The following is a 25,888-nucleotide window of genomic DNA, read 5'->3' as shown; positions in this document are numbered from 1 at the left end:
CTGCCACCATCGGTCTGCCCGCGGCGAGCGCTCCACTGATGCAGCCTGGCCGTCCGCTGCCGGCAACGCCCCACTGGACCTGCACACGTGAACCCCTCCTCCTTCGGTCTCTACGACCCTGCCCGCGAATCGAGCGACTGCGGCGTCGGTTTCATCACCCGACTCGACGGGACGCCGAGCCACGACGTCATCCGCAAGGGCGACGAAGCGCTGTGCGCCATCCCCCACCGCGGCGGCAAGTCCGCCGAGGGTGTCGGTGACGGCGCGGGCGTGAGCATCGACCTGTCGGTGGAGTTCTTCAGCGCGATCACCGGCGAGGAGCTCCGCGCGGGCCACTTCGGCGTCGCGAACTGCTTCGTGCCGAGCGGCGCAGGCCCGGCTGCGGACGCCGAGCGCGCCCGTGCGCAGCAGACCGTCACGGACGCCATCGAGCAGCAGGGCTTCGAGCTCCTGCTCGTCCGAGACGTCCCGGTGGACCACTCCGTCGCCCGTCCCGAGGCCGAGCAGTACCAGCTGCCGATCGTGCAGTGGGTCTTCCGTGCCCCCGAGGCCTGGACCCGCGCCGAGGTCGACGCCGCCGCCAACCGCGCCCTCCTCGCGATCGAGGCGGTGTCGTACGGTCAGGCCGCCGCCGACCGCGCCGAGCACGCCGCCCTGTACCCGCTGTCGCTCAGCGCCCGGACCCAGATCCTCAAGGGGCGGCTGAACTCCGGCGAGGTCATCGGGTACTTCACCGACCTGCGTGACCCGCGTCACTCGGTCCGGACGCTCTACTTCCACACCCGGTTCTCGACGAACACCGAGCCGCACCCGACGATGGCGCAGCCGTTCCGCCTGATGGCGCACAACGGCGAGCTGAACACCGACCGGAAGAACCGGCTGTCCGACGAGGCCCTCGCCCGTGCACGCACCCGCAGCATCGTCCGCCCGCCCGGCCAGTCCGACTCGAGCCGCCTCGACCAGACCCTGCAGAGCCGGGTGTTCGACGACGGCCTCGAGATCGTCGAGGCCGTGGTCTCGCTCATGCCCCCGGCGTGGGAGAACGACCGCACCCTGACCCCGGCGGTGCGGGACATGCTCGAGTTCTTCTCGCTCTACGAGGAGAAGAACGACGGCCCGGCCGCCGTGATCTTCAGCGACGGCGACGTGGTCGGCGCCCGGCTCGACCGACTGGGCCTGCGCCCGCTGCGCTCGGTGCAGACCGCCGAGTACCTGATGGTGTCGTCCGAGGCCGGTCAGGTCGAGTTCGAGCCGGAGGACGTCGTGCACCGTGGCCGGATCGAGGCGGGCGGCATGCTCGTCGTCGACCACCGCACCGGCACGCTCATGCGCACGCGCGAGGTGCTCGAGATGCTCGCTGCGCGCAAGCCGTACGGGACGCTCCTCGACGCCGCGCGCGTCAACCTGGACGACGTCCCGGCGCCGGAGTACCAGCGCACGACGACCACGCTCGGCTACGAGGGCGACCTGTCGCTCGCGGGCCGCTACGTGGCGTACTCGCTGAACCAGGAGAGCTTCCGGTTCATGCTCGACCCGATGCTGCAGAACGGCTCGGAGCGGATCTCGGCGATGGGCTACGGCAACGCCATCAACGCCCTGAGCGACACCGAGGGCGGCATGGCGAAGTACTTCTCGCAGCGCTTCGCCCAGGTGACGAACCCGCCGCTCGACTCGATCCGCGAGGCCGACGGCATGTCGATGCGCGTCGCCCTCGGCGCGAAGCCCGACGGGACGGGTTCGGCGACGCGGCAGCTCGTCGTGGAGTCCCCGATCCTCGGGCACCTCGACATGGTGCGCCTGCGCGAGCAGGACATCGTGCCGCTCGAGCGCTTCGACATGCTCTACGTGCCGGTGCTCGGCGACGAGCAGGCGAACGCCGACGCGGTCCGCACCGCGACCGAGCACCTCGCCGACGCCGTCGCCGCCTTCGCCGAGCGCACCGGCGGCATCGCCGTGCTCACCGACCGCAACGTGTCGTCGACGCACGCGCCCCTCCCCGTCATCCTCGCCGTGGCCGCCGTCAACCAGCGGCTCATCGAGACCGGCCTGCGCCTGCGGATCTCCGTCGTCGCCGAGTCCGGTCAGCTGCCATCGTCACACCACGTGGCGACGGCGCTCGGCTTCGGCGCCGCAGCGGTGTACAGCCTCTCCGCACGTCTCCGTGCGGAGGAGAAGTACCCCGCAGCGCCCGCCCCGGCCGGCGAACTGACCGCGACCGACCTCGCCCTCAAGCGCTTCCGGAAGGCGGCCGAGAAGGCCCTCGCGAAGACGATGGGCCGCGTCGGGCTCTGCACGGCCGAGAGCTACATCGGCGGTGAGTTCTTCGAGCCGAACTACCTCGACACCCGCGACGACCTGCTCGCCCGGGTCTTCCCGCACATGCAGGCCCCGGTCGGCGGCGTCGGGTTCGCCCGCATCGCCCAGGCCGCGACGGACTGGCACGAGCGCGCCCGCACGGTCGAGTCCGAGGGCCAGGTGCCCATGCTCGGCCTCTTCAAGGAGCGCTCGGACGGCGCCGGGCACTCGTTCGGCGTCGCGAGCGTGCGCGGCTTCGGCGGCATGACCGAGGAGCGTCCGGCCTTCGAGCGCTCCGGCGACTCCGAGGCGCTGCGGCTCCTCACGCTCGGACAGCTCGACGACGCGTTCGGCATCACCGACACCGCCTACCGGAACACGGGCTACGACCGGCTCAGCGACGCCGAGATCGACGCGCACCGGATCACCCCGGGCTACGTCACGTTCCTGCAGACGACGCACGACGAGCGCTCGCGCCGTCCCGCGGCCCTCCGCGACGTCCTCGCGCTGCCCGCGGACGTCACCGGCATCGACACGGCAGAGGACTTCGCCCGCGAGCTCGGCCGCTTCTCGACCACCGGCAACGCGAGCGTCACGGTGCGCGGGCTCTCCGGCTCGCGTCCGGCCGACGACGGGGACCTTCCTGGAGGCACGGCTCGCTTCCGCCTCGAGCTCACGTCGACGGGGACCACGGGTGCACTGCGCCACGCGGCCCTCGCGGACGGCCTCGCGCTGCTGCACCCCGGCCAGGTCGACGTCGACTCCGTCGACGACACCCAGGTGACGCTCCGCGCCACCGGCTCCGCCGTCGAGCTGCTCGCACTGCTCGACCACGCCCCGGCGAGCGTCGCGCTCGACGAGGTCCAGCCGGCGCACGAGATCACCCGGACCCTGGCGTCCGGCGCGATGAGCCACGGCGCGCTCGTCGCGACCGCGCACGAGGCGGTGGCGCACGGCACGAACATGGTCGGCGGCATGTCGAACAGCGGTGAGGGCGGCGAGCACCACTCCCGCTACGGCACGATCCGCGGCTCGCGCATCAAGCAGTTCGCCTCGGGGCGGTTCGGCATCTGGGCGGGCTACCTCGCCGACCCGATGCTCGAGGAGCTCGAGATCAAGATCGGCCAGGGCGCGAAGCCGGGCGAGGGCGGCCAGCTGCCCGCGCCGAAGGTCACGGTGGACATCGCCGCGGCCCGTGGTGGCACCCCCGGCGTCGAGCTCATCTCGCCGCCGCCGCACCACGACACGTACTCGATCGAGGACCTCGCGCAGCTCATCCACGACTGCAAGGCCGCCCGCGTCCGGGTGATCGTGAAGCTCGTGTCCTCCGAGGGCATCGGCACCATCGCGGTCGGCGTCGCCAAGGCCGGCGCGGACGTCATCAACGTCGCGGGCAACACCGGTGGCACGGGCGCCGCGGCCGTCACGAGCCTGAAGTACGCCGGCCGCTCGGCGGAGATCGGCGTCGCCGAGGTCCACCAGGCGCTCGTCGCGAACGGCCTCCGCCAGAAGGTCACGCTCCGCTGCTCGGGCGCGCACCAGACCGGTTCCGACGTGGTCACGAGCGCGCTGCTCGGCGGCGACAGCTTCGAGTTCGGCACGACCGCGCTCATGATGCTCGGCTGCGTGATGGCGAAGAACTGCAACGTGAAGTGCCCGGCTGGTCTCACCACGAACGCCGAGGCGTTCGAGGGCGACCCCCGCGCGCTCGCGCAGTACCTGCTCAACATCGCCCACGACGTGCGGCAGATCCTCGCCCGCCTCGGCCTGCGCTCCCTGCGCGAGGCCCGCGGTCGCACCGACCTGCTGCAGCTCCTCGACCACCCGGCGAGCGTCGGGCGCCTCGACGTCCGGGCGCTCCTCGCGCAGGTCCCCGAGAAGGTCGTCGAGGACCCGGAGTACCTCGAGAAGGACTTCCACACCGACGACGCGCTGCTCGAGCGGGTCCGCACGGCCCTCGTCGACCACGAGCAGGCGCACGTGCTCGTGCACGGCGTGCTGCTCGGCAACAGCGACAAGTCCGTCGGCGGCCAGCTCGGCATCGACGTGGAGCGCCTGCTCAACCACGAGCTGCGCGACACCGACCTGTCCGGGCACCCGGCGATCACCACGGACGACCGCGGACGCCGCCGACTCGTCGACGGCGCGGTCACGATCCGCACGCTCGGGTCGGCCGGGCAGTCGTACGGCGTGTTCAACAACGACGGCATCGTGCTGGAGCACACCGGCACCGCGAACGACGGCGTCGGCAAGAGCCAGAGCGGTGGCCGGATCATCGTCCGCGCCCCCGGTGGCGGCAGTGCCGGACAGGGCGGCAACGTCCTCGTCGGCAACTTCGCACTGTTCGGGGCGACCGGTGGCCGCACCTTCGTCGAGGGCGAGGCCGGCGACCGGTTCGCCGTGCGCAACTCCGGCGCGACCGCCGTGGTCGAGGGCGTCGGGGACTTCGGCTGCGAGTACATGACGGGCGGTGCCGTGCTCAACCTCGGCACCTTCGGCAAGGGCCTCGGGAACGGCATGTCCGGCGGGTTCCTGTACCAGTACGACCCCTCCGGCGAGGTCACCGAGCGCGCGAGCACCGACTCGCTCCTCGTGTTCCCGGTCACCGACACCGAGCGCGGGGCCTTCCACGAGGCAGCGGCGCGCCTGCTGCTCGAGTGGCACCTCGAGGCGACGGGCTCGGCGCTGGCCGAGCGTCTGCTCGCCGAGTGGGAGACCACCCGCCGGCACGTCTTCGTCGGCATGCCCCGGGCGCTCCTGCTCACCCAGGACGCCGGCGAGATCCTGGCCGCGGCGAGCCGGAACGAACTGCTCGACGAGCTGGCGACCTCGATCGCGACGGACAAGCTCCGCGCGTTCAAGGTCGACTACCGCGACCAGCGCGCCGTCCTCGGCGGCCGTGCCCCGTCGCTCGGCGACCAGGGCGACGACATGTTCTCGCTCCTGTCCTCGTACACCGTGCTCGGCGTCGCCCAGGACCTCGCGCTCGAGCGGGTCCCCGGCGCGGCCGGCCCGAACGACCCCCGGGTGACCGAGGCGGTCAAGAACCTCATCCTCACCGAGGACTTCTTCGTGAAGCAGCGCGTCGTGAAGTACCTGCGCGGCACGCTGGACCGCTTCGCGGACGACGAGCTCGCCACCCTCATCGCGATCAAGCGCCTCGACGACTACAAGCGCGCGCTCACGCAGCGGAACAACCGCAGCATGGACGCGCCGGGCACCACCGGGTGGATCATGCACCAGAACGCCAAGAACGACGGCCGCGTCCGCGAGGCCCGCTTCGACGAGCTGCTCGCGAACGCGGCGCTCGAGGACATCGCCCGCCGTGCACCGCAGGCGCCGACCGAGGCGGTGTCCGCGTGAGCCTGCTCCCCCCGACCGGATCGCTGATCCCGGTCGACGCACCGTTCTCGCAGGCCCAGGAGTCCTGGCTCGCCGGGTTCATCGCCGGCATCGCCGCCGCGGGCAAGCGGGCCTCCGGCGGCGCCCCGACGACGACGATCGACGTGCTGTTCGGCACGCAGACCGGCAACGCGGAGTTCCTCGCCGACGAGCTGGTCTCCGGCGCGAAGGCCCGCGGGCTCGGCGGTCGTGCCACCGCGCTCGACGCCGTCACGCCGGAGCAGCTCGCCGGGATGTCGCACGTGCTCGTGGTCACCTCGACGTACGGCGAGGGCGAGATGCCCGACAACGCCGGACTGTTCTGGGACGCGATCCAGGCGACCACCGTGCCGCGGCTCGAGGGACTGCAGTACGCCGTCCTCGGGCTCGGCGACACGAGCTACGACGAGTTCTGCCAGGCCGGCAAGCTCCTCGACACCCGGTTCGAGCAGCTCGGCGCCACCCGCATCCACGACCGCGTCGACTGCGACGTGGACTACGAGGACCCGGCCGCGCTCTGGACGGCCGCGGTGCTCGACCGTCTGGCGGCGGAGGCGGGCGTGCAGCCCGGCGCGACCACGGCGGTGGCGGCGGCCGGTGCGACGACCGCGGCCGGCGGGGCGGGCGCGAGCCGTGCCTCCAGGCCCGGCGCCCAGTGGAACAAGCGCAACCCGTACCCGTCGACGCTGGTCGAGAACCGGCTGCTCTCCTCGCCGCGCAGCGCGAAGGAGATCCGGCACTACGAGTTCGACCTCGGCGACTCCGGGATCGAGTACTCGGCGGGCGACGCGCTCGCGGTCGTGCCGGTCAACGACGAGGTGTTCGTCGGCGAGCTGCTCGAGCAGGTCGGCGCGAACGGCTCCGAGACGCTCGACGGCCGCCCGGTCACCGAGGTCCTGCGGACCGACCGTGAGATCCGGACGCCCTCGAAGGACCTCATCGCGGACCTCGTCCAGCGCGCACCGTCGTCGGAGCTCGCCGCCGTCGTCTCGCACGGTGACAAGCACGAGCTCGACCGCTGGCTGTGGGGCCGCGACGTGCTCGACCTGCTCCGCGACGCCGGACCCGCGGCACCCGGACTCGACGAACTCCTGCCGAACCTCCGGCCGCTGCAGGCGCGCCAGTACTCGATCTCGTCGAGCCCGCTCGCGCACCCGGACCGCATCCACCTGACGATCGCGTCCGTCCGGTACGGGGACCCGCACCGCATGTACGCCGGCGTCGCGTCGACGTTCCTCGCCGACCGGGTCGCCCCCGACGGCACCGTGGACGTCTACCTGCAGCCGAACGCGTCGTTCGGGGTACCAGCCGACCCGTCCGCGCCGATGATCATGGTCGGCCCGGGGACCGGCATCGCACCGTTCCGCGGGTTCCTGCACGAGCGTGCGGTCTCCGGGGCGACGGGCCGGAACTGGCTGTTCTTCGGCGACCAGCACCGCGACACCGACTTCGTCTACGAGGACGAACTCACCGAGCTGCAGGAGCAGGGCGTCCTGGACCGCCTCGACCTGGCGTTCTCGCGCGACCAGGCCGAGAAGGTCTACGTGCAGACCCGGATGCTCGAACACGCCCCGGAGCTCTACTCGTGGCTCGAGGACGGCGGACAATTGTACGTGTGCGGTGACGCCTCACGGATGGCGAAGGACGTCGAGCAGGCGCTCCTGGCCGTCATCGGGAGCCAGCGGGGCAAGGGCGAGGACGACGCGCAGGCGTACCTCGCCGACATGCGGCGCGGCAAGCGCTACGTCCGCGACGTGTACTGAGCGGCGCGCGCGGCCGGTGCCACGCCCGTCGCCCCGGTGCGGAACCCGAATCCACGACCGGGGCGACGGCGAGGGGGCGCTGTGGGCCGGGAGGCCCCTGATCCGGGACTCCTCGCGCGTCGCGTGGTTCCCCCCTCCGACCGCGGAGCCACCGTCACCGGCTCCCTGGGCCGGAGTCGATCACTCGCGCGGTACGCCCACCGTACTCAGACTGCACGGACGTGCGCGACCCGTTGACCGTTCACGGACAGTGTGCTACCCGGCGTCGTCGGTGCCGGAGTCGTCGTCCGCGTCGCCGGGCACCACCGCGCGGGACCACGCCGAGTCGTCCGCCGTGCTCGTGTCCGACGGCTCCGGGGTGAGCACGAGACCGGAGCCCGAGGTGGCTGCGGCGTACAGGTCCTCGAGCCAGCTGCGGTTGATCCGGGGCACCCGGCTGCCGGAGAACTTGAAGTGCAGGCTCACGTTCGGGTGCATCCAGATGGTGCTGCGCCCGTTGCCGTGGACGGCGTCGTCCTTCCACGAGAACGCGAACCGGTGCTCCCGCCGGAGCATGTTCACGATGACGATCTGCAGGTGTGTGAGCGCTCGGTCGTCGATCCGGAGGTCGAGCGGCTCTCCGTCGTAGATGAGCTGACCCATGGGTCCTTGTACACCGCGGGGGTTGTGCGGCGGGCAGGACCGTCGTAACGTACAACCAAATGGTTGCACGAACCGAACCGAGCGATGCCGAGGTCGACCGGGTCTTCCACGCCCTGGCCGATGCGACCAGACGCGACATCGTCCGTCGCACCCTGGTCGGCGAGGCGTCCGTGAGCGCACTCGCGGACGCCTACGCGATGTCGTTCGCCGCCGTCCAGAAGCACGTCGCCGTCCTCGAAGGAGCAGGACTCGTGACCAAGGAACCCCGGGGCCGCACCCGCATCGTGCGCGCCGAGCCGGGACAGATCGATCGCGTCCGTGGGCTGCTCGACGGTTACGCGGACCTCTGGCGCGGCCGGATCGACCGGCTCGACGCACTGCTGGGAGCAGACCGCGCGCCGCGCGGCGACGACCGAACGCAAGGGAGCCACTGATGCCGACCACGTCCGTCCACACCGACCCCGAGGAGCTCACCATGACCCTCGTGGCCGAGTTCCCCGTCCCCGTCGAACGCCTCTGGGCAGCGTTCGCGGATCCCCGGCAGCTCGAACGCTTCTGGGGTCCGCCCGGGTTCCCCGCCACGTTCACGTCGTTCGACCTCCGTCCCGGCGGCGTCGCCCACTACCGGATGACCTCGCCCGAGAACGAACGGTTCCACGCACTCTGGCAGGTGTCCGAGGTCGACGAGCCCCGCCGGATCGCGTTCCGCGACCTGTTCTCCGACACCGAGGGCACGGTCGACGACTCGCTGCCCGCGAGCGAGACCGTGCTGTCGTTCGACACCGTCGACAGCGGGTCACGGGTGACGGTGCTGACGTCGTTCGCGTCCTCCGCCGACCTCGACGCCATGCTCGAGATGGGCATGCTCGACGGCTACGAGCAGGCGTTCGGGCAGCTCGACACGGTGCTGGCCGACCTCCGCGAGTACGCCCTCGGCCGGGGCACGGTCACCGAGATCGTGGACGACACCCACGTGGCCATCACCCGCGCGTTCGCGGCGCCGCGGCACCTGCTCTGGCGTGCGCACACGGAGCCGGAGCTGATGCGCCGCTGGCTGCTCGGCCCGGACGGGTGGGAGATGACGGTGTGCGAGAACGACCTGGTCGTCGGCGGCTCGTTCCGGCAGGCCTGGGCGCCCGTCGGGGACACCGAGGGCGAGGCGTTCGGGTTCGAGGGCGAGAACCTCGTCATCGAGCCGGAACGCCGCATGGTCACGACCGAACGGATGACCGGTGCGCCGTTCCCGGCCAACGTCAACGACCTGCAGCTCGACGAGGCCGAGGGCGTCACGCTCATGACGCTCCGCATCACCTACCCCGACCGGGAGCAGCGGGACATGATCCTCGCGACCGGCATGACGGACGGCATGGAGACGAGCTACCAGCGTCTGGAACGCGAGGTCCTGTCCGCAGCGGCGTGAGTCGTGACGGACGGGAGGCGCGGTGCCAGCCGGCACCGCGCCTCCCGTCCGTCAGTCGGTCGCGTCAGGGACGCGCGCTCACGTCAGGGACGCGTCGCCTCGTAGCGGCGTGCGCCGCCGCGCACCCCGGCGAAGCGGTACGGCGCAGCCGTGACCCGCGGACGCTCGACGTCCTCGCTCGTCGCGGCACCCGCGGCGTGCAGCTCGCGGTAGGCGTCGACCGAGAGCGGCACCCGGGCGGCGAGGAGCTCGCGGACCCGACCCACACGGCGGTGCTCGCGGTACGCCGGCTGCACGATGCCGGTGATGAGTTCCCCGACGCTGCCGGACCCGTAGCTGAACAGGCCGATGCGCTCCCCGGCGAGGTCGTCGTCGAGGTCGAGCAGTGCGGCCAGCCCGATCCAGAGCGACGCCGTGTAGGTGTTGCCGGTCTGCTTGTTGTACGTGAACCCGAGGGCGAGCTCGGACTCGTCGAAGGGCACCCCGACGTGCTGCGTGAGCTTCCGGTGCGCCTTGAGCGCCATCTTCGTGAACGGCTGGTGGTGGACGAAGCGCACGATGTCCTCGTACGCCGGTCCGCCCTGCCCCGCGAGGTCGTCCCACGCCCCGACGAACGCGTCGACGTAGGCGCTCACGGACAGGCGGCCGTCGACGAGTGCGGTGGAGCGGTCGTTCGGCCGCCAGAAGTCGTCGACGTCGGCGGTGAAGACGCCCGCGGCCGGCTCGACCTCGATGAGGTCGGGGTCGGCGGCGATCAGGATCGCGGCGGCGCCGGCACCCTGCGTCGGCTCGGCGGCGGTGTCGACGTCGTAGCGCGCGACGTCGGCGGCGATGACGAGCACGCGCTCCCGCGGAGCCCGCGCGACGATGCCGAGGGCGAGCTGGACGGCAGCGGTCCCGCCGTAGCAGGCCTGCTTCAACTCGACGACGCGGACGTTCTGCGGTAGCCCGAGCAGGCCGTGCACGAACACCCCGGCGGCCTTCGACTGGTCCACGCCGGACTCGGTGGCGAAGAGCACCGTGCGGATGCCGTCGGCACCGTGGCGGTCGATGAGCTCCTTCGCGGCGGCGGCGCCCATCGTGACGATGTCCTCGTCGGGAGCGGGCACGCTGAACGCGTCCTGTCCGATGCCGACGTGGTACTTCGCCGGGTCCACCCCGAGGCGCTCGGCGAGGTCGTCGAGCTCGAGCACGTGGTGCCCGGTCGCGACGGCGAGGTCGTGGATGCCGATGCGGGTCACGCTGCACCTCCGGCGGGCTTCGCGCCGCGACGTTCCATCGCGACGTGGGCGGCCATCAGCTCGCCCGGGTTGGTCTGCGCGGCGAGCAGGGAGAGTTCCCCGCACAGGACGGTCGCGGCGCAGAGGGCGGCGAGCCGGCGTGCGTTGGCACCGGGCTCGCGGTCCTCGCGGCAGCCGAGGCGCACGAGGGCGTCCTCGACGACGGGCAGGTCCCCGCCCTTGCCGTTGCCGACCGTGCCGACGATGAGGTGCGGGAGCGAGGTGGCGAAGTACAGGTCGCCGTCGCGGTCCTCGGCGCTCGTGATGCCCTGGGACCCCTCGACGATGTTCGCCGCGTCCTGCCCGGTGGCCAGGTAGAAGCCGAGGAGCATGTTCGCGTAGTGGGCGTTCGCGGAGCGGATGGCCCCGGCGATGGTCGACCCGACGAGGTTCTTCGCGACGTTGAGCTCGGCGATGCGTGCCGCGCTCGACCGGAGCCGCTTCTCGACGACCTCGCCCGGGATGACGATCTCGGCGACGGTGTTCCGGCCGCGTCCGCGGATGCCGTTCACCGCGGTGGCCTTCTTGTCGGTGCAGAAGTTGCCCGAGACGCTGACGTACCGCAGGCCCGGCTCCCACGCGAGGATCGCCGGCAGGAGCTTGTCCGCCGCCTGCGTGACCATGTTGTGCCCGGAGGCGTCGCCGGTGGTGAACGCGAAGCGCAGGAACAGCAGGTCCCCGACGATCTCCGGGTGCACCTCGATGAGCTTCGCGAAGCGGCTCTGGCCGGCGACGATCTGCTCGAGCTCGTCCTGCCGGGCGAGGATGCGCCCGGTCGCGAGGTGTGCCGCGGCCGCGCTGTCGGCACGGACGACGACCGAACGGGTCATGCGCTCGTCCACGACGGTCGCGACGATGCCGCCCTCGACCATGCGCGAGATGCGGGCACCGCGGCCGACGGACGGCCAGAGCGGCGACTCGTACGTGGCGAGCGGCACCTCGTGCTCGCCCTCCACCGCGTTGCCGCTGATGCGGATCGGCCCCACCCACTTCGTGGGGATCGGGGTCAGCAGGTCAGTCATCGACGCTCCCTTCGGGCGCTTGCACCGCGACGCTGAGGTGTCTGATGTCGTGCGCCTCCCAGGCGCGGTGGATGCCGGCGAGGTCGGTGTCCGCCGGGACGAGCGCGATGCCGCAGTCGCCGCCGCCGGCACCGGACGGCTTGGCCGCCCCGCCCGCCGCTTCGACGACGTCGCACAGGGTCGCGAGTCGCTCGGTCTCGATCTGCGAGCCGACCGACGTGCCGAGGCGCTGGAGCAGCCCCCGGGCGCGTCGGAGTGCCCCGAGGGTGCGCTCGGCGTCGCCGGCCTGCAGACCGACGGTGAGGTCGTCGACGCAGGTGCGACTCTCGTCGAGGAACGCCTGGTAGCCGCCGTTGCGGTGCCGACGGACGACACCGACGAGCTTCGTGGTCGAGGCCGGCGAACCGGTCCAGCCGACGAGCAGCTCGAGGTTCTCGGGGGCGGGCAGCCGCTGGACGTCGAAGCCCTCCCACGCGTCCGCGTCGCCGAGGATCTCGGTCACAGTGCGGGTGTCGAGCTGCGCCGCGAGCCGTTCGCGGTCCGGTGCGCTGTAGCGGAGCCAGCCGCCGAAGGTGCTCGCGGCGAGGTCCCCGCCGGATGCGCGCGGGTTCACCCGGATCGTGGCCAGCAGGGCGACCTGGAAGCGCTTCCGCTGCGAGAGCCCGAGTCCGTAGAAGCGGTCGAGGGCCCCCACCGTGGCGACGGTCACCGCCGCGGAGGACCCGAGCCCGAACTTCCGGCCGCTCGCGTCGTCGAGCTGGCTGTGGATGCGGAGGTCGTGGAACCGCGGTGCGATGCCCTGCTCGGCGCGGAGCTTCTCGACGAGGTCGATCGTCGCCATCACGTAGTCGTACGGGTGGTGCTCGGTGTCGAGCGCGATGCCGTCCTCGGCGCGGGTCCAGGTGAGCGGGAGGTGTCCGTACTCCTCGGAGTGCACGCTGCCGGCGCCGTGGCCCTCGCGCACGCGCGCGGTGATGGCGCGGTCGAGGGCGATGATGACGGACGGCTGGCCCGGCTCGACGACGGCGTACTCGCCCGCGACGAACAGCTTGCCGTGGGCACGGAACTCGATCACTCGGCGGACTCCTCTGGTCGGACGACACCCGGTGCGGGTGCCTCCGGGTCCTGCGTCGCAGGGACTTCGGAGCCGAGCAGGCGCGCGCCTGGTCCGGTACCGGACTCGATCACGTCGCCGAAGCCCGCGAGCGCGGACGCGACGGCGCCCCGGTCCTCGGGCTTCGTGAGCACGACGACGTTCGGGCCGGCGTCCGCGGTGGCGTACGCCTCGACCCCGGCGGCACGGAGTTCGGCCACGGCGTCGAACACGGCGACGCTGCGGGCGTTGAGGTAGCGGATGGGTGGGAAGGCACCCTCGATCGTGGCGTGCATGCGGAGGGCGTTGCTCTCGGTCAGCTCGCCGATGCGGGTGAAGTCCCCCGCGGCGCAGGCGGTGAGCATGTCCCCGACGGTCTCGGTGGTCGAGGTGACCCAGGCGGGGTAGAACGGCGACGTCGCGATGGTGCGCCGCATCGCCTCGCGCGAGCCGATCGCCTTCGGGCCGGCGTCGATCGTCACGACGACCATGGCCATCGGCGGCGCGGGGATCGGCTCGGCGTAGGAGCCCTCGTCGTCGCCGGCGTGCCAGACCGCCACGCCACCGGGGATCGACCGCGTGGCCGAACCCGAGCCGCGTCGGGCGAGCCGGGACAGGTCGCGCGCGGAGAGGTCGAGACCGTACGCCGCCGCGGCCGCGGTCGCGAGCGCCGCGAACCCCGAGGCGCTCGAGGCCAGTCCGGCTCCGGTCGGCACGGTGTTCTCGGACACCACCGACGCCCGCGCCGAGGACCCGGCGAGCTCGCGCACGAGGTCGAGGAACTGCGTGACCCGCACGAGCGCCCCGTCGGTCGAGACCGAGCCGTTGAGGGTGAGGGTGTCGTCCGCCGTGTCCCCGACGGTCACCGACGTCGTCGTCGGGAACACGTCGAGTCCCATCGAGACGCTGCCGGTCGCCGGCAGGGCGAGGGAGGCGTCCGCCTTGCCCCAGTACTTGACGAGGGCGATGTTGGGGTGCGCGACGGCGGTGGCGGTCATCAGGCGCGGTCTCCGATCGTGGTGGTCCAGGTGGCTGCGGCACCCGCGCCGCGCAGTGCGTCCGCGATGCGGTCCGCGTGGTCGACGTCCGTGGCGAGCGCGATGACGCACCCGCCGCGGCCCCCGCCCGTGAGCTTCGCGCCGAGGGCGTCGGCCGCACGTGCGGCGCCGACGAGCCGGTCCAGGTCGTCGCTCGACACGTCGAGGTCGCTGAGCAGCTCGTGCGCGGCGTCCATCGTGGCACCGAGCGCCTGTGCGTCGCCGTCCACGAGCGTCGCCCGCGCGCGTCGGGCGAGTGCGCCGATCCGGTCGATCACGGCGCCGGTGCCGTCCGGGTCGGCGTCGTGACGGGCACGGACCGCGGAGACCGCCTCGCGCGTGTGGCCGGGGACCCCGGTGTCGGCGACCACGAAGGCGAACCGGGCGCCGAGCTCGACCGGCTCGATGCGGCCGCCCTCGAACCAGACCGGTGCGTCGGCGACGACCCCGCGGGCGTCGAGTCCGGACGGACGGCCGTGGGCGACCCGCTCGCACTCCTGGATGAGTCCGTGGTGCGCCTCGGCGTCGAGCGTCTCGCCGAGTGCGTCCGCGACCGCCGCGGTCACCGCCGCTGCCACCGCCGCGCTCGATCCCATGCCGCGAGCGGTGGGGACCTCGCTGTCGACGCGCACGTGGAAGCGGCGGTCCGTCACGCCGAAGTGCCGCAGCGTGGCGGTGACCGCGGTGACCGTCGGCATCACGGCGGCGGGGGCGAGGTCGAGCGGGCCGGTGTGCACGGTCGACTCGAGGTGGTGTCCCTCAGCGTCGTCGATCGGCGTGACCGTCGCGACCACCACGGCGTCGATGACCGGCAGGACGAGCGCGGGTGCGCCGTACACCACGGCGTGCTCCCCGATCAGGATCGTCTTGCCGTGGGACGACGCCCTACCGGTGCGGCGGGTGGGGCCGGCTCCAGTGGTCGCTGAGTTGTCGAGGTCGTTGGTGGTCATCGTGGGTCACGTCAGCCTAACCGTCCCGGCCATGCACGCGCTCGACGGTGTCCGTACCCCGCCCGTGAGCGCGCTCCACGAGGTCGCCGTTCCGGGCGTACGGTGATCGTCAGCATGCTGACTACCCGAGGAGCCGCCCCGTGAGCACCCACCACACCCCCGACCGCCGACGCTGGGCCGGACTCGTCGTCATCAGCATCGCCGTCTCGCTCATCATCGTCGACTCGACCATCGTGAACGTCGCGATCCCGAGCATCGTGGCCGACCTCGACATCGGTTCGACCCTGGTGCAGTGGGTGCAGGAGAGCTACACCCTGGTCTTCGCCGCGCTCCTGCTCGTGTTCGGCTCGCTCGCCGACCGCTTCGGCCGACGGCGCCTGCTGATCGTGGGCGTCACGGTGTTCGCGCTCGCCTCGGTCCTCGCCGCACTGGCCCCGACGGGCGACCTGCTCGTGCTCGCCCGCATCGTGCAGGGCGTCGGCGGCGCGATGGTGCTGCCAACGACCCTCTCGCTCGTGAACGCCACCTTCACCGGCCGCGAGCGCGGGATCGCCTTCGCCGTCTGGGGCTCCACGATCGGCGGCATGGTCGCGGTGGGCCCGCTCCTCGGCGGCTGGCTGACGACGGACTTCTCGTGGCGGTGGGCGTTCGGCATCAACGTGCCGCTCGGCATCGCCATCGTCGTCGGCGCGTCCCTGACCGTCCGCGAGTCCCGCGACACCGTGCACGCCGGCCGGATCGACGTCGTCGGCGCCGTCCTCAGCGTCGTGACGAGCGCCTCGCTCGTGTTCGGCCTCATCGAGGGACGCACGTACGGCTGGTGGTCGAACGCCACCCGGCTGACGGTCGGCGACTGGACCTGGCCCGGACCGCTCTCCCCGATCCCGTACGCGTTCGCGCTCTGCGTCGTCGCGGGCGTGGCGTTCGTCCTCTGGACGAGGCGGCGACAGCGCGCGGGCCGCTCCACGCTCATCGCGCTCGACCTCTTCACGATCGGGTCGTTCCGGAACGGGTCGATCGCGGCCCTCATCGTGTCGCTCGGCGAGTTCGGCATCATCCTGTCCCTGCCGATCTGGCTGCAGAACGTGCTCGGGTACTCGGCGCTGCAGACCGGGTTCGTCCTGCTCGCCCTGGCCATCGGGTCGTTCGTCGCGAGCGGGTTCGCGGCGACGGCCGGCCAGCGGATCGGCGCGCTGCGGATCGTCCGGATCGGCATCGCCGCGGAGATCGTCGGCGTCGCGGCGATCGGCTTCGTCGTGACCTCGTCGACGCCGTGGTGGGCGATCGTGCCGTGCCTGTTCGTCTACGGGTTCGGTGTCGGGCTCGCGACCGCGCAGCTCACGAGCGTCGTGCTGCGGGACGTCCCGGTCGAGCGCAGCGGCGAGGCCTCCGGCGCCCAGAGCACCGCCCGGCAGATCGGGTCGGCGCTCGGTATCGCGGTGCTCGGGACGGTGCTGTTCACGTCGACCGGCACGCTGCTGCAGCACCGGCTCGAGGACGCCGGGTCCTCGAGCGCGGCCGCGTCGCAGATCGCCGACGCCGTGGTCGCGTCCTCCGGCGGGTCGATCGCGGCACTCACCGAACAGAGTCCGACGGCAGGAGCCGCTGCGGCCGAGGCGTTCAGTGACGGCACGCGCGCGGCCGCCTGGTCGGCCGCGGGCTTCCTGGTGCTCGGCCTCGCGGCGACCCTGCGCCTGCGCAGCCGCCCCGAGGACGGTCCGGAGGGAGCGAGAGGTCCGGTTGTGCACAACTGAGTTGCGTGCAATCCTTGTGGCATGCCCGTGACCGACGAGATGGTGTGCTTCTCCCTCTACGCGGCGAGCCGTGCGACCACACAGGCGTACCGGACCCTGCTGGAACCGTGGGGGCTCACCTACCCGCAGTACCTCGTCCTCGTGACGCTGTGGATCGAGGGCGACCAGACCGTCTCCGGTCTCGGCGACCACCTGCAGCTCGACTCCGGCACCCTCTCGCCGCTCCTGCGCCGCATGGAGCAGTCGGACCTCGTCCGTCGCGAACGTCGCAGCACCGACGAGCGGGTCGTCACGATCACGCTCGGCGACCGCGGCCGCTCGATCCGCGGCGAACTCGCCCACATCCCGTCGACGATCGCCGCCGGGATGGGCCTGCCCGACGAGCACGCCGCGACGGAACTCATCGCGACGCTGCACCGGCTGACCGAGACCATGCACGCCGCTGCGACGCCGAACCGCGCCGCCGCGGACCACTGACCCCACGAAGGAAGGAACACCATGGAAGCCCTCTACACCGCCGAGGCCCTCTCCACCGGCGCCGGCCGCGACGGCCGCGTCGCCACCAGCGACGGCTCGTTCGCGCTCGACCTCGCGATCCCGAAGGAGATGGGTGGCTCCGGCGCCGGCACCAACCCCGAGCAGCTCTTCGCCGCCGGGTACGCCGCGTGCTTCCACTCGGCACTGCAGGGTGTCGCCCGCAGCCAGAAGGTGAAGATCGCCGACTCCTCCGTCGGCGGCCGCGTGCAGATCGGCCCGAACGGCGAGGGCGGCTACCAGCTGGCCGTGCTGCTCGAGGTCGTCCTGCCCGGGCTCGAGCACGACCAAGCACAGGCCCTCGCGGACGCCGCGCACCAGGTCTGCCCGTACTCGAACGCGACACGCGGCAACATCGACGTCACCATCACCGTCTCGGAGGACTAGTCCATGAGCACCACCCCCACCACCATGCGCGCCGTCGTCCACGAGACCTTCGCCGAGCCGGCCGAGGTCCTCGGCGTGCAGGAGCGCCCGGTCCCCACCCCCGGCACCGGCGAGGTCCTCGTCCGCACGGTCCTCTCCCCCATCCACAACCACGACCTCTGGACCGTCCGCGGCACGTACGGCTTCAAGCCCGAACTGCCGGCGGCCTCCGGCACCGAGGCACTCGGCGTGGTCGAGGCCCTCGGCGAGGGCGTCACGAACCTGCAGGTCGGCCAGCGCGTCGCCGGCGGGGCGTTCGGCGTCTGGGCCGAGTACTACACCGCGAACGCCGCCGGGCTCGTCCCGGTGCCCGACGCGATGCCCGACGAGGCCGCGGCCCAGCTCGTCTCGATGCCGTTCAGCGCGATCAGCCTGCTGCACTCGCTCGACCTGCACGAGGGTGACTGGCTGATCCAGAACGCCGCGAACGGTGCGGTCGGCCGCATGGTCGCCCAGCTCGGCGCCGCGCGTGGCATCAACGTCATCGGGCTCGTCCGCCGCGCCGCCGGCGTCGAGGAGCTCCGCGAGCAGGGCATCGAGCGCATCGTCGCCACCGACGCGGACGACTGGAAGGACCAGGTCGCCGCGATCACCGGCGGTGCGCCGATCGTCGCGGGCGTCGAGTCCGTCGGTGGCAAGGCCGCCGGCGACATCGCGAGCGTCCTCGGCGAGAACGCCACCCTCGTCGTGTTCGGCGCGATGGCCTCCCCCACGCTCGAGATCCCGTCCGGCAAGGTCATCTTCGGCCAGCTCACGGTGAAGGGGTTCTGGGGCAGCGTCGTCAGCAAGACGATGCCTGCTGAGACGAAGGGGCAGCTCTTCGGCGAGCTCATCACCCGCGTGCTCGACGGTTCGCTGACGCTCCCCGTCGCGGAGACGTTCGCCTTCGAGGACGTCCGCGACGCGGTCCGCGCCTCGGACACCGCCGGCCGCGTCGGCAAGGTGCTCCTGCGCCCGTAGACGCGACAGCACAACGGACTGGAGGCGGGGGGGGGGCGGGGGCCCCCCCCCCCCCCCCCGGCGGGGGGGGGGGGGGCCGGCGGGCCCCCCGCCTCCAGTCCGTTGTGTCGGTCGGTTCTACCGCCGTGCCTGCTTCGCGGGGACCGTGAAGATGTTGCCGGTGGTGACGCCCTCCTCCACCTCTTCGAGGGTTCGGCCGCGGCTCTCCGGGACGAACTTCCAGATGAAGAGCAGGGCGAGCACGCCGACGATCGCGAAGCCGAAGAAGGTCCCGGTGATGCCGGTCGCGGCGACGATCGTCGGGAAGTACAGCCCGAGGAACGCGTTCGCGATCCAGAGGCAGAACACCGCGATGCCCATGCCGAGCGCACGGATCTGCGTCGGGAAGATCTCGGACAGGATCACCCACGTGGCGATGTTGAGGAACGTCTGCATCGAACCCACGAACGCGACGACGAGGAACAGGATGACCCACGGGCGGGCCGGGTTGCCCTCGACGAGCGTCATCGACGCGATGCCGATGAGGAAGTGGCAGACCGTCGTCAGCGAGTAGCCCAGGATGAGGGTCGTGCGCCGGTTGATCTTCTCCATGTTGTAGATCGCGATCACGCCACCGATGACGGCGATGATCCCGGGGGCGATGTTCGCGATGAGTGCCGCCGACTGCTGGAAGCCCGACTCGATGAGCACGGTCTGGCCGTAGTACATGATCGAGTTGATGCCGGTGAGCTGCTGGGCGACACCGATGCCGGCGCCGATGAGCACGATGCGGATCAGCCACTTGTTGCCGAGCAGGGTGCGCCAGCCGCTCTGCTGCTGGACCTTCGACTCGAACTCGTTCGAGCGCTTGATGTCCTCGAGCTCGGCCTCGGCGCGCTCCTTCGAGCGGATCTGCCCGAGGACCTCGAGCGCCTCGTCGTTGCGGCCCTTCGACGCGAGCCAGCGCGGCGACTCGGGGACGCGCAGCATGCCGACGAACAATGCGATGGCGGGGAGCGCACAGACGGCGAGCATGACGCGCCAGACGCCGTTGCCCTCACCCCAGAGGTTGCCGATGATCGCGTTCACGACGAAGGCGGCGAGCTGCCCGATGACGATCATGAGCTCGTTGCGGCCGGAGAGCGATCCACGGATCTCGTACGGGGCGAGTTCGGCGAGGAACACCGGGACGACCGTCGACGCACCGCCGACCGCCAGACCGAGCAGGACACGACCGACCACCATCACGCCGAACAACGGCGCGAACACGCAGATCAGCGTGCCGACGAAGAACGTGACCGCGAGCAGGATGATCGTCTTGCGGCGACCCCAGCCGTCCGCGATCCGGCCGCCGAGCATGGCGCCGATCGCGGCACCGAAGAGGAGCGAACTGGTGACGACGCCCTCGGTGAGGTTCGTCAGGCCGAGCTCCTGCTTCATCGGCAGGAGCGCGCCGTTGATCACGCCGGTGTCGTAGCCGAAGAGCAGACCACCGAAGGTGGCGACGAGCGCGAGGACGCCGAGGCGGCGGACGTGCGGACCCTGTCCGACGGGCGGGAGCGGGACGCTCGGGGCTGTCGGTTTGATGTCGACCATGCGGGTGACTCCTTCGTCAGTGATCAGGCTGCATCGCTTGGAAGGATCGTAACCCGAATCCATGTCCTGTCAATCGGTCATGAGGACAACATGACGATTGGATCGCTCCACGAAAGTCCTGGTCAGCGATCATTCGTCGTGTCGGCCGGCGCGTCGAGCACGTCCCCCAACGAGGCCATGTCCGCACCGTGGTCCGTGTAGCGCCGGACCGTCCGTCGCGCCGCGGCGCTCGCGGCACCCGAGAGTCGTGGGTTCTTCCGTGCGGCGTCGGCGACGCGTCCGGCGTGCCCCGCGGTCGACAGCAGGATGTTCGCCAGGGCCCGCGCGTCACCCGGTTCCGGCACGCCCGTGACCGTCCACGCCGTGCGGACCTGTTCGTCGGGCGTGACCCCGCGCCGCGTGCCCATCCGGTGCCAGTCCGAGAGCGAGCCCTCGGTCCGGGAGGCGGCACGGTCGGCCTCTCCCGCCCGCCGGCGGTCGGCGTCACGCGCGGCGTCGTCCGCGGCTTCGCTCCGCTCGATCCGGTCGACGAGCCCGTCCGCCCGCTTCCGGACGAGTTCGGCCCGTTCGCGGGCGGCGGCGTCGTCACCGCCGGCTTCGGCGATGCGGGCGGCGTGCGCGGCAGCCGCCGCGGCGAGGATCTCCGAACGCTCCATGCTCCGACGGTAACCCGTGCGGCCGACAGCGCCGCACACGAACCGCGCGCACGGGTTCCGGATAGCCTCCAGCCAGCAGCGGCACCTCGTGCGCTCCCGCACGGTCAGCCGACGACCACGAACGGAAGTGGACGACCATGGCAGGACTCGACGACCTCCTCGGGGCGATCCCGATCGGCGACATCGCGAAGAAGCTCGGCATCGACGAGGCGACCGCGAGGAACGCCGTCAGCCAGGCGGTCCCGGCGCTCGTCGGCGGGCTGCAGAAGAACGTGGAGAACGGTGGCGCAGCCTCGCTCGACAAGGCCCTCGACAAGCACGCCGCGAAGCCGGACCCCAGCACGATCGACGACGTCGACGAGGAGGACGGCAACAAGATCGTCGCCAACGTCTTCGGCGGCAAGCAGCAGGACGTGGCGGCGGCGCTCGGCAGCACCGGCGGCGGCGTGGACCTCGGCGGGATCATCGGCAAGGTGCTCCCGCTCGTCGCGCCGATCGTGCTGAGCAAGCTCGGGAACCAGAAGGCGGCGACGCAGTCGGGCGGCGGCGGGTTCGACATCGGCGGGCTGCTCGGGGGCTTCCTCGGCGGCGGCTCCGGTGCGGGCGGCGCGGCGGGCGGCGGCAAGGGTGGCGGCGGCCTCGACGTCGGCGGCATCCTCGGCAGCCTGGGCGGCCTGCTCGGCGGCGGCAAGAAGTAGCGCGGCAGCGACGGCCGCCGGCCGCAGGGCGACCAGCAGACGGACGGGAGGCGCGGTGCCAGCCGGCACCGCGCCTCCAGTCGGTCAGGTGCGTGCGTTACTCGCCGCGCAGCTCCAGGTACTTGGCGATGAGCGCCTTCGTCGAGGAGTCCTGCGCGTCCAGCGCAGCCTGGTCACCGTCGACCGCCGGGGCGATCTGCAGCGCCAGCTGCTTGCCGAGCTCGACGCCCCACTGGTCGAACGAGTCGATGCCCCAGATGGTGCCCTCGGTGAACACGATGTGCTCGTACAGCGCGATGAGCTGGCCGAGGACGCTCGGGGTGAGCTCCGGCGCGAGGATCGACGTCGACGGCTTGTTGCCCGTGAACGTGCGGGCGGAGACGATGGCCTCGTCCGTGGTGCCCTCGGCGCGGACCTCGTCCGCGGTCTTGCCGAACGCGAGCGCCTTCGTCTGCGCGAAGAAGTTCGCGAGGAACAGCGCGTGCACGTCCTGCCCGGGCTGCACGGCCTTGCCGTCGCCGGTCTCGTCCTTGAGCGGACGAGCGGGCTTCGCGACCGTGATGAAGTCCGTCGGGATGAGTCGCGTGCCCTGGTGGATGAGCTGGTAGAACGCGTGCTGGCCGTTCGTGCCCGGCTCGCCCCAGAAGACCTCGCCGGTCTCGGTGGTGACGGGCGAGCCGTCCCAGCGGACGCGCTTGCCGTTCGACTCCATGGTGAGCTGCTGCAGGTACGCGGCGAAGCGGTGCAGGTACTGCGTGTACGGCAGGACCGCGTGGCTCTGCGCGCCGAGGAAGTTCGTGTACCAGACGTTGAGCAGGCCCATGAGGACGGGGACGTTCTGCTCGAGCGGCGTCGTGCGGACGTGCTCGTCGATGGCGTGGAAGCCCGCGAGGAACTGCTCCCAGTTCTCCGGGCCGATCGCGATGACGACGCTCGTGCCGATGGCGGAGTCGACCGAGTAGCGGCCGCCCACCCAGTCCCAGAAGCCGAAGGCGTTCTCCGGGTCGATGCCGAACGCGGCCACCTTGTCGAGCGCGGTCGAGACGGCCACGAAGTGCTTCGCGACGGCGTTCGACTTCTCGTCGTCGGAGGCGTCGGTGAGGCCGAGCCGCTCCCAGAGCCACTGCCGTGCGAGGCGGGCGTTCGTGAGGGTCTCGAGCGTGCCGAAGGTCTTCGAGGCGACGATGAAGAGCGTGGTCTCGGGGTCGAGGTCCGCGGTCTTCTCGTAGATGTCCGCGGGGTCGATGTTCGAGACGAAGCGCGCCTCGAGCCCGGGCTGCACGTACGGCTTCAGAGCCTCGTAGACCATGACCGGGCCGAGGTCGGAGCCACCGATGCCGATGTTCACGACGGTCTCGATGCGCTTGCCGGTGACACCGGTCCAGGACCCGTCGCGGACCTTCGTGGCGAAGGCGTAGACCTTGTCGAGCGTGGCGTGCACGTCGGCGTCGACGTCCTGGCCGTCGACGACGAGCGCCGGCGAGGCACCCTTCGGGCGGCGGAGGGCGGTGTGCAGGACGGCGCGGTCCTCGGTGGCGTTGATGTGCTCACCGGCGAGCATCGCCTGGAAGCGCTCGGCGACGCCGGTGTCCTTCGCTACCTGCAGCAGGTCCTGGAGGATCTCGTCGGTGACGAGGCCCTTCGACAGGTCCACGGACAGGTCGGCGGCCTGGAACGTGTAGCGCTCGGCACGACCGGGGTCGGTGTCGAACCACCCTCGCAGGTCCGGGGTGAAACCGTCGGCGATGCCGGCGAGCTTCTTCCAGCCGTCGGTCGATGTGGGGTCGACGGGAGCGGATTCGGTCACTTGGGTCCTCCTGGGATCACCTTCAAGACGTACAAGCCCGCGGGTCACCGCAGCGCTGCGTCGCGGACCGTCTTCGAGCGTAGCGCCGTCCGACGGGTGGCGCGCACCGCCGGACGGGAGGCACGGGGCGCGTTCGCTGCGCGCGTCACCCGGGCAGCGGGGTGAAGCGGCGCAGGCGCAGGCTGTTCGTCACGACGAACACCGACGAGAACGCCATCGCGGCACCCGCGAGTACCGGGTTGAGCAGCCCCGCCATCGCGAGCGGGATCGCCGCCACGTTGTACGCGAACGCCCAGAACAGGTTCCCCTTGATGGTGCGCAGGGTGGCCCGGGACAGCCGGATCGCCTCGGCCACGACCGTCAGGCGGCCGCTGACCACCGTGATGTCGCTCGCTGCGATCGCCGCGTCCGTGCCGGCCCCCATCGCGATGCCGAGGTCGGCAGCGGCGAGGGCTGCGGCATCGTTCACGCCGTCGCCGACCATCGCCACGCTGCGCCCCTCGGCCTGCAGGCGACGGACGGTCTCGAGCTTCGAGGCCGGGGTGGCGCGGGCGTGCACCTCGTCGATGCCGACCGCGGCGGCGACGGCTCGGGCAGCGCCCTCGTTGTCGCCGGTGAGCAGCACCGGGTGCAGGCCGAGCTCCACGAAGCGCCGGACGGCGTCCGCTGCCTCGGGCTTGACCGTGTCCGCGACGACGACCACGCCGAGCGCACGTCCGTCCGTCGCGACGACGACCGCCGTGCCGCCGTCCGCCTCGGCGGCCCGGACCGTCTGCGCCACGGCGTCGGGCACCGTGATCGCCCACGACGCCTCGAGCCACGCGACGGTCCCGACGAGCACGACCTCGCCGTCGACGACCGCCTGGACGCCGGCGCCGGGCGTCGCGGTGAACTGCGTCGCACCGGCGACCTCGAGCCCGCGGGCCCGTGCGGCCGTGACGATCGCGCGCGCGACCGGGTGCTCGGAGCCGTCCTCGACCGCGGCGGCGAGCCGGAGGACGGCCGCGTCGTCGGTGTCCGGCGTGCCGGTGACCGAGCGGAGGGCCATCGACCCGGTAGTGACCGTGCCGGTCTTGTCGAGGACGATCGTGTCGACGCCGCGGGTCTGTTCGAGGACCTGCGGACCGCCGATGAGGATCCCGAGCTGCGATCCCCGGCCGGTCCCGACGAGCAACGCGGTCGGGGTCGCGAGTCCGAGCGCGCAGGGGCAGGCGATGATGAGCGTGGCGACCGCCGCGGTGAAGGCCGCCGTCAGGGAGCCGCCGAGGACGAGCCACCCGACGAAGGCCAGCACCGCGAGCCCGATGACGATCGGGACGAAGACGCCGGACACCCGGTCGGCGAGGCGCTGGACCTCGGCCTTCCCGGTCTGCGCGTCCTCGATGAGACGACCCATGCGGGCGAGTTCGGTGTCGGCTCCGACCCGGGTGATCGTGACGACGAGCCGTCCGCCGACGTTGATCGTGGCGCCGGTGACGTCGTCGCCCGGGCGGACCTCGACCGGCACGGACTCGCCGGTGAGCATGCTGAGGTCGACGGCCGACGAGCCCTCGCGCACGGCGCCGTCGCTCGGGATCCGCTCCCCCGGCCGCACGACGACCACGTCGCCGACGACGAGCGAGGCGGCGGGCACGCGGGACTCGGTTTCACCGCGGAGCACCGTCGCGTCCTTCGCCCCGAGTTCGAGCAGGGCGCGGAGCGCGGCCCCGGACTGCTGCTTCGCGCGGGCCTCCATGTACCGCCCGGCGAGGATGAACACGGTCACGGCGGACGCGACCTCGAGGTACAGGTCGCTCGCCTCGGGATCGGTGGCGAACCACGAGAAGGTCATGTGCATGCCGGGCATCCCGGCGTCACCGAGGAACAGCGCGTACAGCGACCACCCGAACGCGGCGAGGACGCCGACGCTCACGAGGGTGTCCATCGTCGCGGCACCGTGCCGGGCGTTCACCCACGCAGCGCGGTGGAAGGGCAGGGCGCCCCACACGGCCACGGGGGCGGCGAGTGCGAGGGCCAGCCACTGCCAGTTCGGGAACTGCAGCACGGGCACCATCGACAGGACGACGACGGGGACGGCGAGGACGGCGGAGACGACCAGGCGCTGCCGGAGCGCCGCGGACGCATCGTCCTCGCGCGGAGCGGCGGGGTCGTCCGGTGCGGGCGGGGCGGGCACGGATGCCCCGTACCCCGCCGACTCCACGGCCGCGATGAGCGCGCCGGTGTCCGAGCTGCCGGAGACCGTGGCCTTCTCGGTCGCGTAGTTCACGGTCGCCGTGACGCCGGGGAGCTTGCCGAGCTTCCGTTCGATGCGGTTCGCGCACGAGGCGCACGTCATCCCCGTGATGTCGAGTTCGACTGCGCCGTCCGTCACGACCGCACGACCTCGTAGCCGGCCTCGGTCACCGCGGCGCGGAGCGCGTCGGACGCCACCGGGGCGTCGGACGTCACCGTGACCTCGGACGCACCGCCGGGGACGAGTCGCACCCGGACGTCGGACACGCCGTCGAGCTCGGTGAGTTCCTCGGTGACGCTCATCACGCAGTGGTCGCAGGTCATGCCCTCGACGAGCAGCAGTTCGGTGTTCATGGTGGTTCC

The 25,888-nt window shown here is 72.0% G+C and carries 20 protein-coding genes; 9 read left to right on the top strand and 11 right to left on the bottom strand.

Going from position 1 to position 25,888, the window contains the following annotated elements:
- The first annotated feature begins 87 nt into the window (after window positions 1–87).
- Together ACIPEP_RS02500 and ACIPEP_RS02495 are read left to right on the top strand one after the other, a co-directional pair.
- A complete protein-coding gene (locus tag ACIPEP_RS02500) occupies window positions 88–5,658 on the top strand; it encodes a glutamate synthase-related protein (RefSeq protein WP_402716394.1) in 5,571 nt (1,856 codons plus the stop codon).
- Window positions 5,655–7,439 (top strand): sulfite reductase subunit alpha, encoded by a 1,785-nt coding sequence (locus ACIPEP_RS02495; RefSeq protein WP_402716393.1) that lies wholly within the window; start codon window positions 5,655–5,657, stop codon window positions 7,437–7,439. Before ACIPEP_RS02500 ends, ACIPEP_RS02495 begins: the two co-directional genes overlap by 4 nt.
- A gap of 255 nt (window positions 7,440–7,694) precedes the next feature.
- Here ACIPEP_RS02495 and ACIPEP_RS02490 read toward each other — a convergent pair whose 3' ends face one another.
- Complete coding sequence (locus ACIPEP_RS02490; protein ID WP_070418059.1) at window positions 7,695–8,081, bottom strand: ATP-dependent DNA ligase; 387 nt, start codon at window positions 8,079–8,081, stop codon at window positions 7,695–7,697.
- A gap of 59 nt (window positions 8,082–8,140) precedes the next feature.
- On the opposite strand from ACIPEP_RS02490, the gene ACIPEP_RS02485 reads away from it, so the two are divergent.
- Together ACIPEP_RS02485 and ACIPEP_RS02480 are read left to right on the top strand one after the other, a co-directional pair.
- Window positions 8,141–8,515 (top strand): ArsR/SmtB family transcription factor, encoded by a 375-nt coding sequence (locus ACIPEP_RS02485; RefSeq protein ID WP_402716392.1) that lies wholly within the window; start codon window positions 8,141–8,143, stop codon window positions 8,513–8,515.
- A complete protein-coding gene (locus tag ACIPEP_RS02480) occupies window positions 8,515–9,501 on the top strand; it encodes an SRPBCC domain-containing protein (protein WP_402716391.1) in 987 nt (328 codons plus the stop codon). The genes ACIPEP_RS02485 and ACIPEP_RS02480 overlap by 1 nt, the downstream gene beginning before the upstream one ends.
- Window positions 9,502–9,584: 83 nt before the next feature.
- On the opposite strand, the gene ACIPEP_RS02475 is transcribed toward ACIPEP_RS02480, so the two are convergent.
- From ACIPEP_RS02475 to mvk, 5 genes are read right to left on the bottom strand one after another with little or no spacing between them, the layout of a single operon-like run.
- Window positions 9,585–10,742: a hydroxymethylglutaryl-CoA synthase gene (locus ACIPEP_RS02475; protein WP_402716390.1), complete on the bottom strand. Its 1,158-nt coding sequence runs from the start codon at window positions 10,740–10,742 to the stop codon at window positions 9,585–9,587.
- Window positions 10,739–11,803 carry a hydroxymethylglutaryl-CoA reductase gene (locus tag ACIPEP_RS02470; RefSeq protein ID WP_070418055.1) on the bottom strand — a complete coding sequence of 355 codons (1,065 nt, stop codon included), beginning with the start codon at window positions 11,801–11,803 and terminating at the stop codon, window positions 10,739–10,741. Before ACIPEP_RS02470 ends, ACIPEP_RS02475 begins: the two co-directional genes overlap by 4 nt.
- A complete protein-coding gene (locus tag ACIPEP_RS02465) occupies window positions 11,796–12,878 on the bottom strand; it encodes a phosphomevalonate kinase (protein ID WP_402716389.1) in 1,083 nt (360 codons plus the stop codon). Before ACIPEP_RS02465 ends, ACIPEP_RS02470 begins: the two co-directional genes overlap by 8 nt.
- Window positions 12,875–13,894: a diphosphomevalonate decarboxylase gene (gene mvaD, locus ACIPEP_RS02460; RefSeq protein ID WP_254789485.1), complete on the bottom strand. Its 1,020-nt coding sequence runs from the start codon at window positions 13,892–13,894 to the stop codon at window positions 12,875–12,877. The genes ACIPEP_RS02465 and mvaD overlap by 4 nt, the downstream gene beginning before the upstream one ends.
- A complete protein-coding gene (gene mvk, locus ACIPEP_RS02455; RefSeq protein ID WP_402716388.1) occupies window positions 13,894–14,883 on the bottom strand; it encodes a mevalonate kinase in 990 nt (329 codons plus the stop codon). Before mvk ends, mvaD begins: the two co-directional genes overlap by 1 nt.
- A gap of 140 nt (window positions 14,884–15,023) precedes the next feature.
- Between mvk and ACIPEP_RS02450 the strand changes: the two genes are divergently transcribed.
- From ACIPEP_RS02450 to ACIPEP_RS02435, 4 genes are read left to right on the top strand one after another with little or no spacing between them, the layout of a single operon-like run.
- Window positions 15,024–16,637, top strand: coding sequence for a DHA2 family efflux MFS transporter permease subunit (locus ACIPEP_RS02450; RefSeq protein ID WP_402716387.1), 1,614 nt, complete (start codon window positions 15,024–15,026; stop codon window positions 16,635–16,637).
- 21 nt (window positions 16,638–16,658) lie between these two features.
- Window positions 16,659–17,114 (top strand): MarR family winged helix-turn-helix transcriptional regulator, encoded by a 456-nt coding sequence (locus ACIPEP_RS02445; protein ID WP_175473692.1) that lies wholly within the window; start codon window positions 16,659–16,661, stop codon window positions 17,112–17,114.
- Between the two features lie 21 nt (window positions 17,115–17,135).
- Window positions 17,136–17,558 (top strand): organic hydroperoxide resistance protein, encoded by a 423-nt coding sequence (locus tag ACIPEP_RS02440; RefSeq protein WP_022905450.1) that lies wholly within the window; start codon window positions 17,136–17,138, stop codon window positions 17,556–17,558.
- Between the two features lie 24 nt (window positions 17,559–17,582).
- Window positions 17,583–18,557 carry a zinc-binding dehydrogenase gene (locus tag ACIPEP_RS02435; protein ID WP_309886471.1) on the top strand — a complete coding sequence of 325 codons (975 nt, stop codon included), beginning with the start codon at window positions 17,583–17,585 and terminating at the stop codon, window positions 18,555–18,557.
- 117 nt (window positions 18,558–18,674) lie between these two features.
- Here ACIPEP_RS02435 and ACIPEP_RS02430 read toward each other — a convergent pair whose 3' ends face one another.
- Both ACIPEP_RS02430 and ACIPEP_RS02425 read right to left on the bottom strand, forming a co-directional pair.
- Window positions 18,675–20,132: a sugar porter family MFS transporter gene (locus ACIPEP_RS02430; protein WP_402716386.1), complete on the bottom strand. Its 1,458-nt coding sequence runs from the start codon at window positions 20,130–20,132 to the stop codon at window positions 18,675–18,677.
- 122 nt (window positions 20,133–20,254) lie between these two features.
- Entirely contained in the window at window positions 20,255–20,788 is a 534-nt protein-coding gene (locus ACIPEP_RS02425; RefSeq protein WP_402716385.1) for a hypothetical protein, read from the bottom strand.
- 137 nt (window positions 20,789–20,925) lie between these two features.
- On the opposite strand from ACIPEP_RS02425, the gene ACIPEP_RS02420 reads away from it, so the two are divergent.
- A complete protein-coding gene (locus tag ACIPEP_RS02420) occupies window positions 20,926–21,486 on the top strand; it encodes a DUF937 domain-containing protein (protein WP_402716384.1) in 561 nt (186 codons plus the stop codon).
- A 97-nt stretch (window positions 21,487–21,583) separates the two neighbouring features.
- On the opposite strand, the gene pgi is transcribed toward ACIPEP_RS02420, so the two are convergent.
- The 3 genes from pgi to ACIPEP_RS02405 form a co-directional block, all read right to left on the bottom strand.
- Entirely contained in the window at window positions 21,584–23,293 is a 1,710-nt protein-coding gene (pgi, locus tag ACIPEP_RS02415; RefSeq protein WP_402716383.1) for a glucose-6-phosphate isomerase, read from the bottom strand.
- Between the two features lie 145 nt (window positions 23,294–23,438).
- Window positions 23,439–25,664 carry a heavy metal translocating P-type ATPase gene (locus ACIPEP_RS02410; RefSeq protein ID WP_402716382.1) on the bottom strand — a complete coding sequence of 742 codons (2,226 nt, stop codon included), beginning with the start codon at window positions 25,662–25,664 and terminating at the stop codon, window positions 23,439–23,441.
- Window positions 25,661–25,879: a heavy-metal-associated domain-containing protein gene (locus ACIPEP_RS02405; protein WP_229086755.1), complete on the bottom strand. Its 219-nt coding sequence runs from the start codon at window positions 25,877–25,879 to the stop codon at window positions 25,661–25,663. Before ACIPEP_RS02405 ends, ACIPEP_RS02410 begins: the two co-directional genes overlap by 4 nt.
- Window positions 25,880–25,888: the final 9 nt, after the last annotated feature.

Origin of the sequence: Curtobacterium sp. NPDC087082 (assembly GCF_044745045.1) — a bacterium.
GTDB lineage: Bacteria > Actinomycetota > Actinomycetes > Actinomycetales > Microbacteriaceae > Curtobacterium.
The sequence above is the reverse complement of the archived record's forward strand: the minus strand, read 5'-3'. Positions and strand labels throughout refer to the sequence as shown.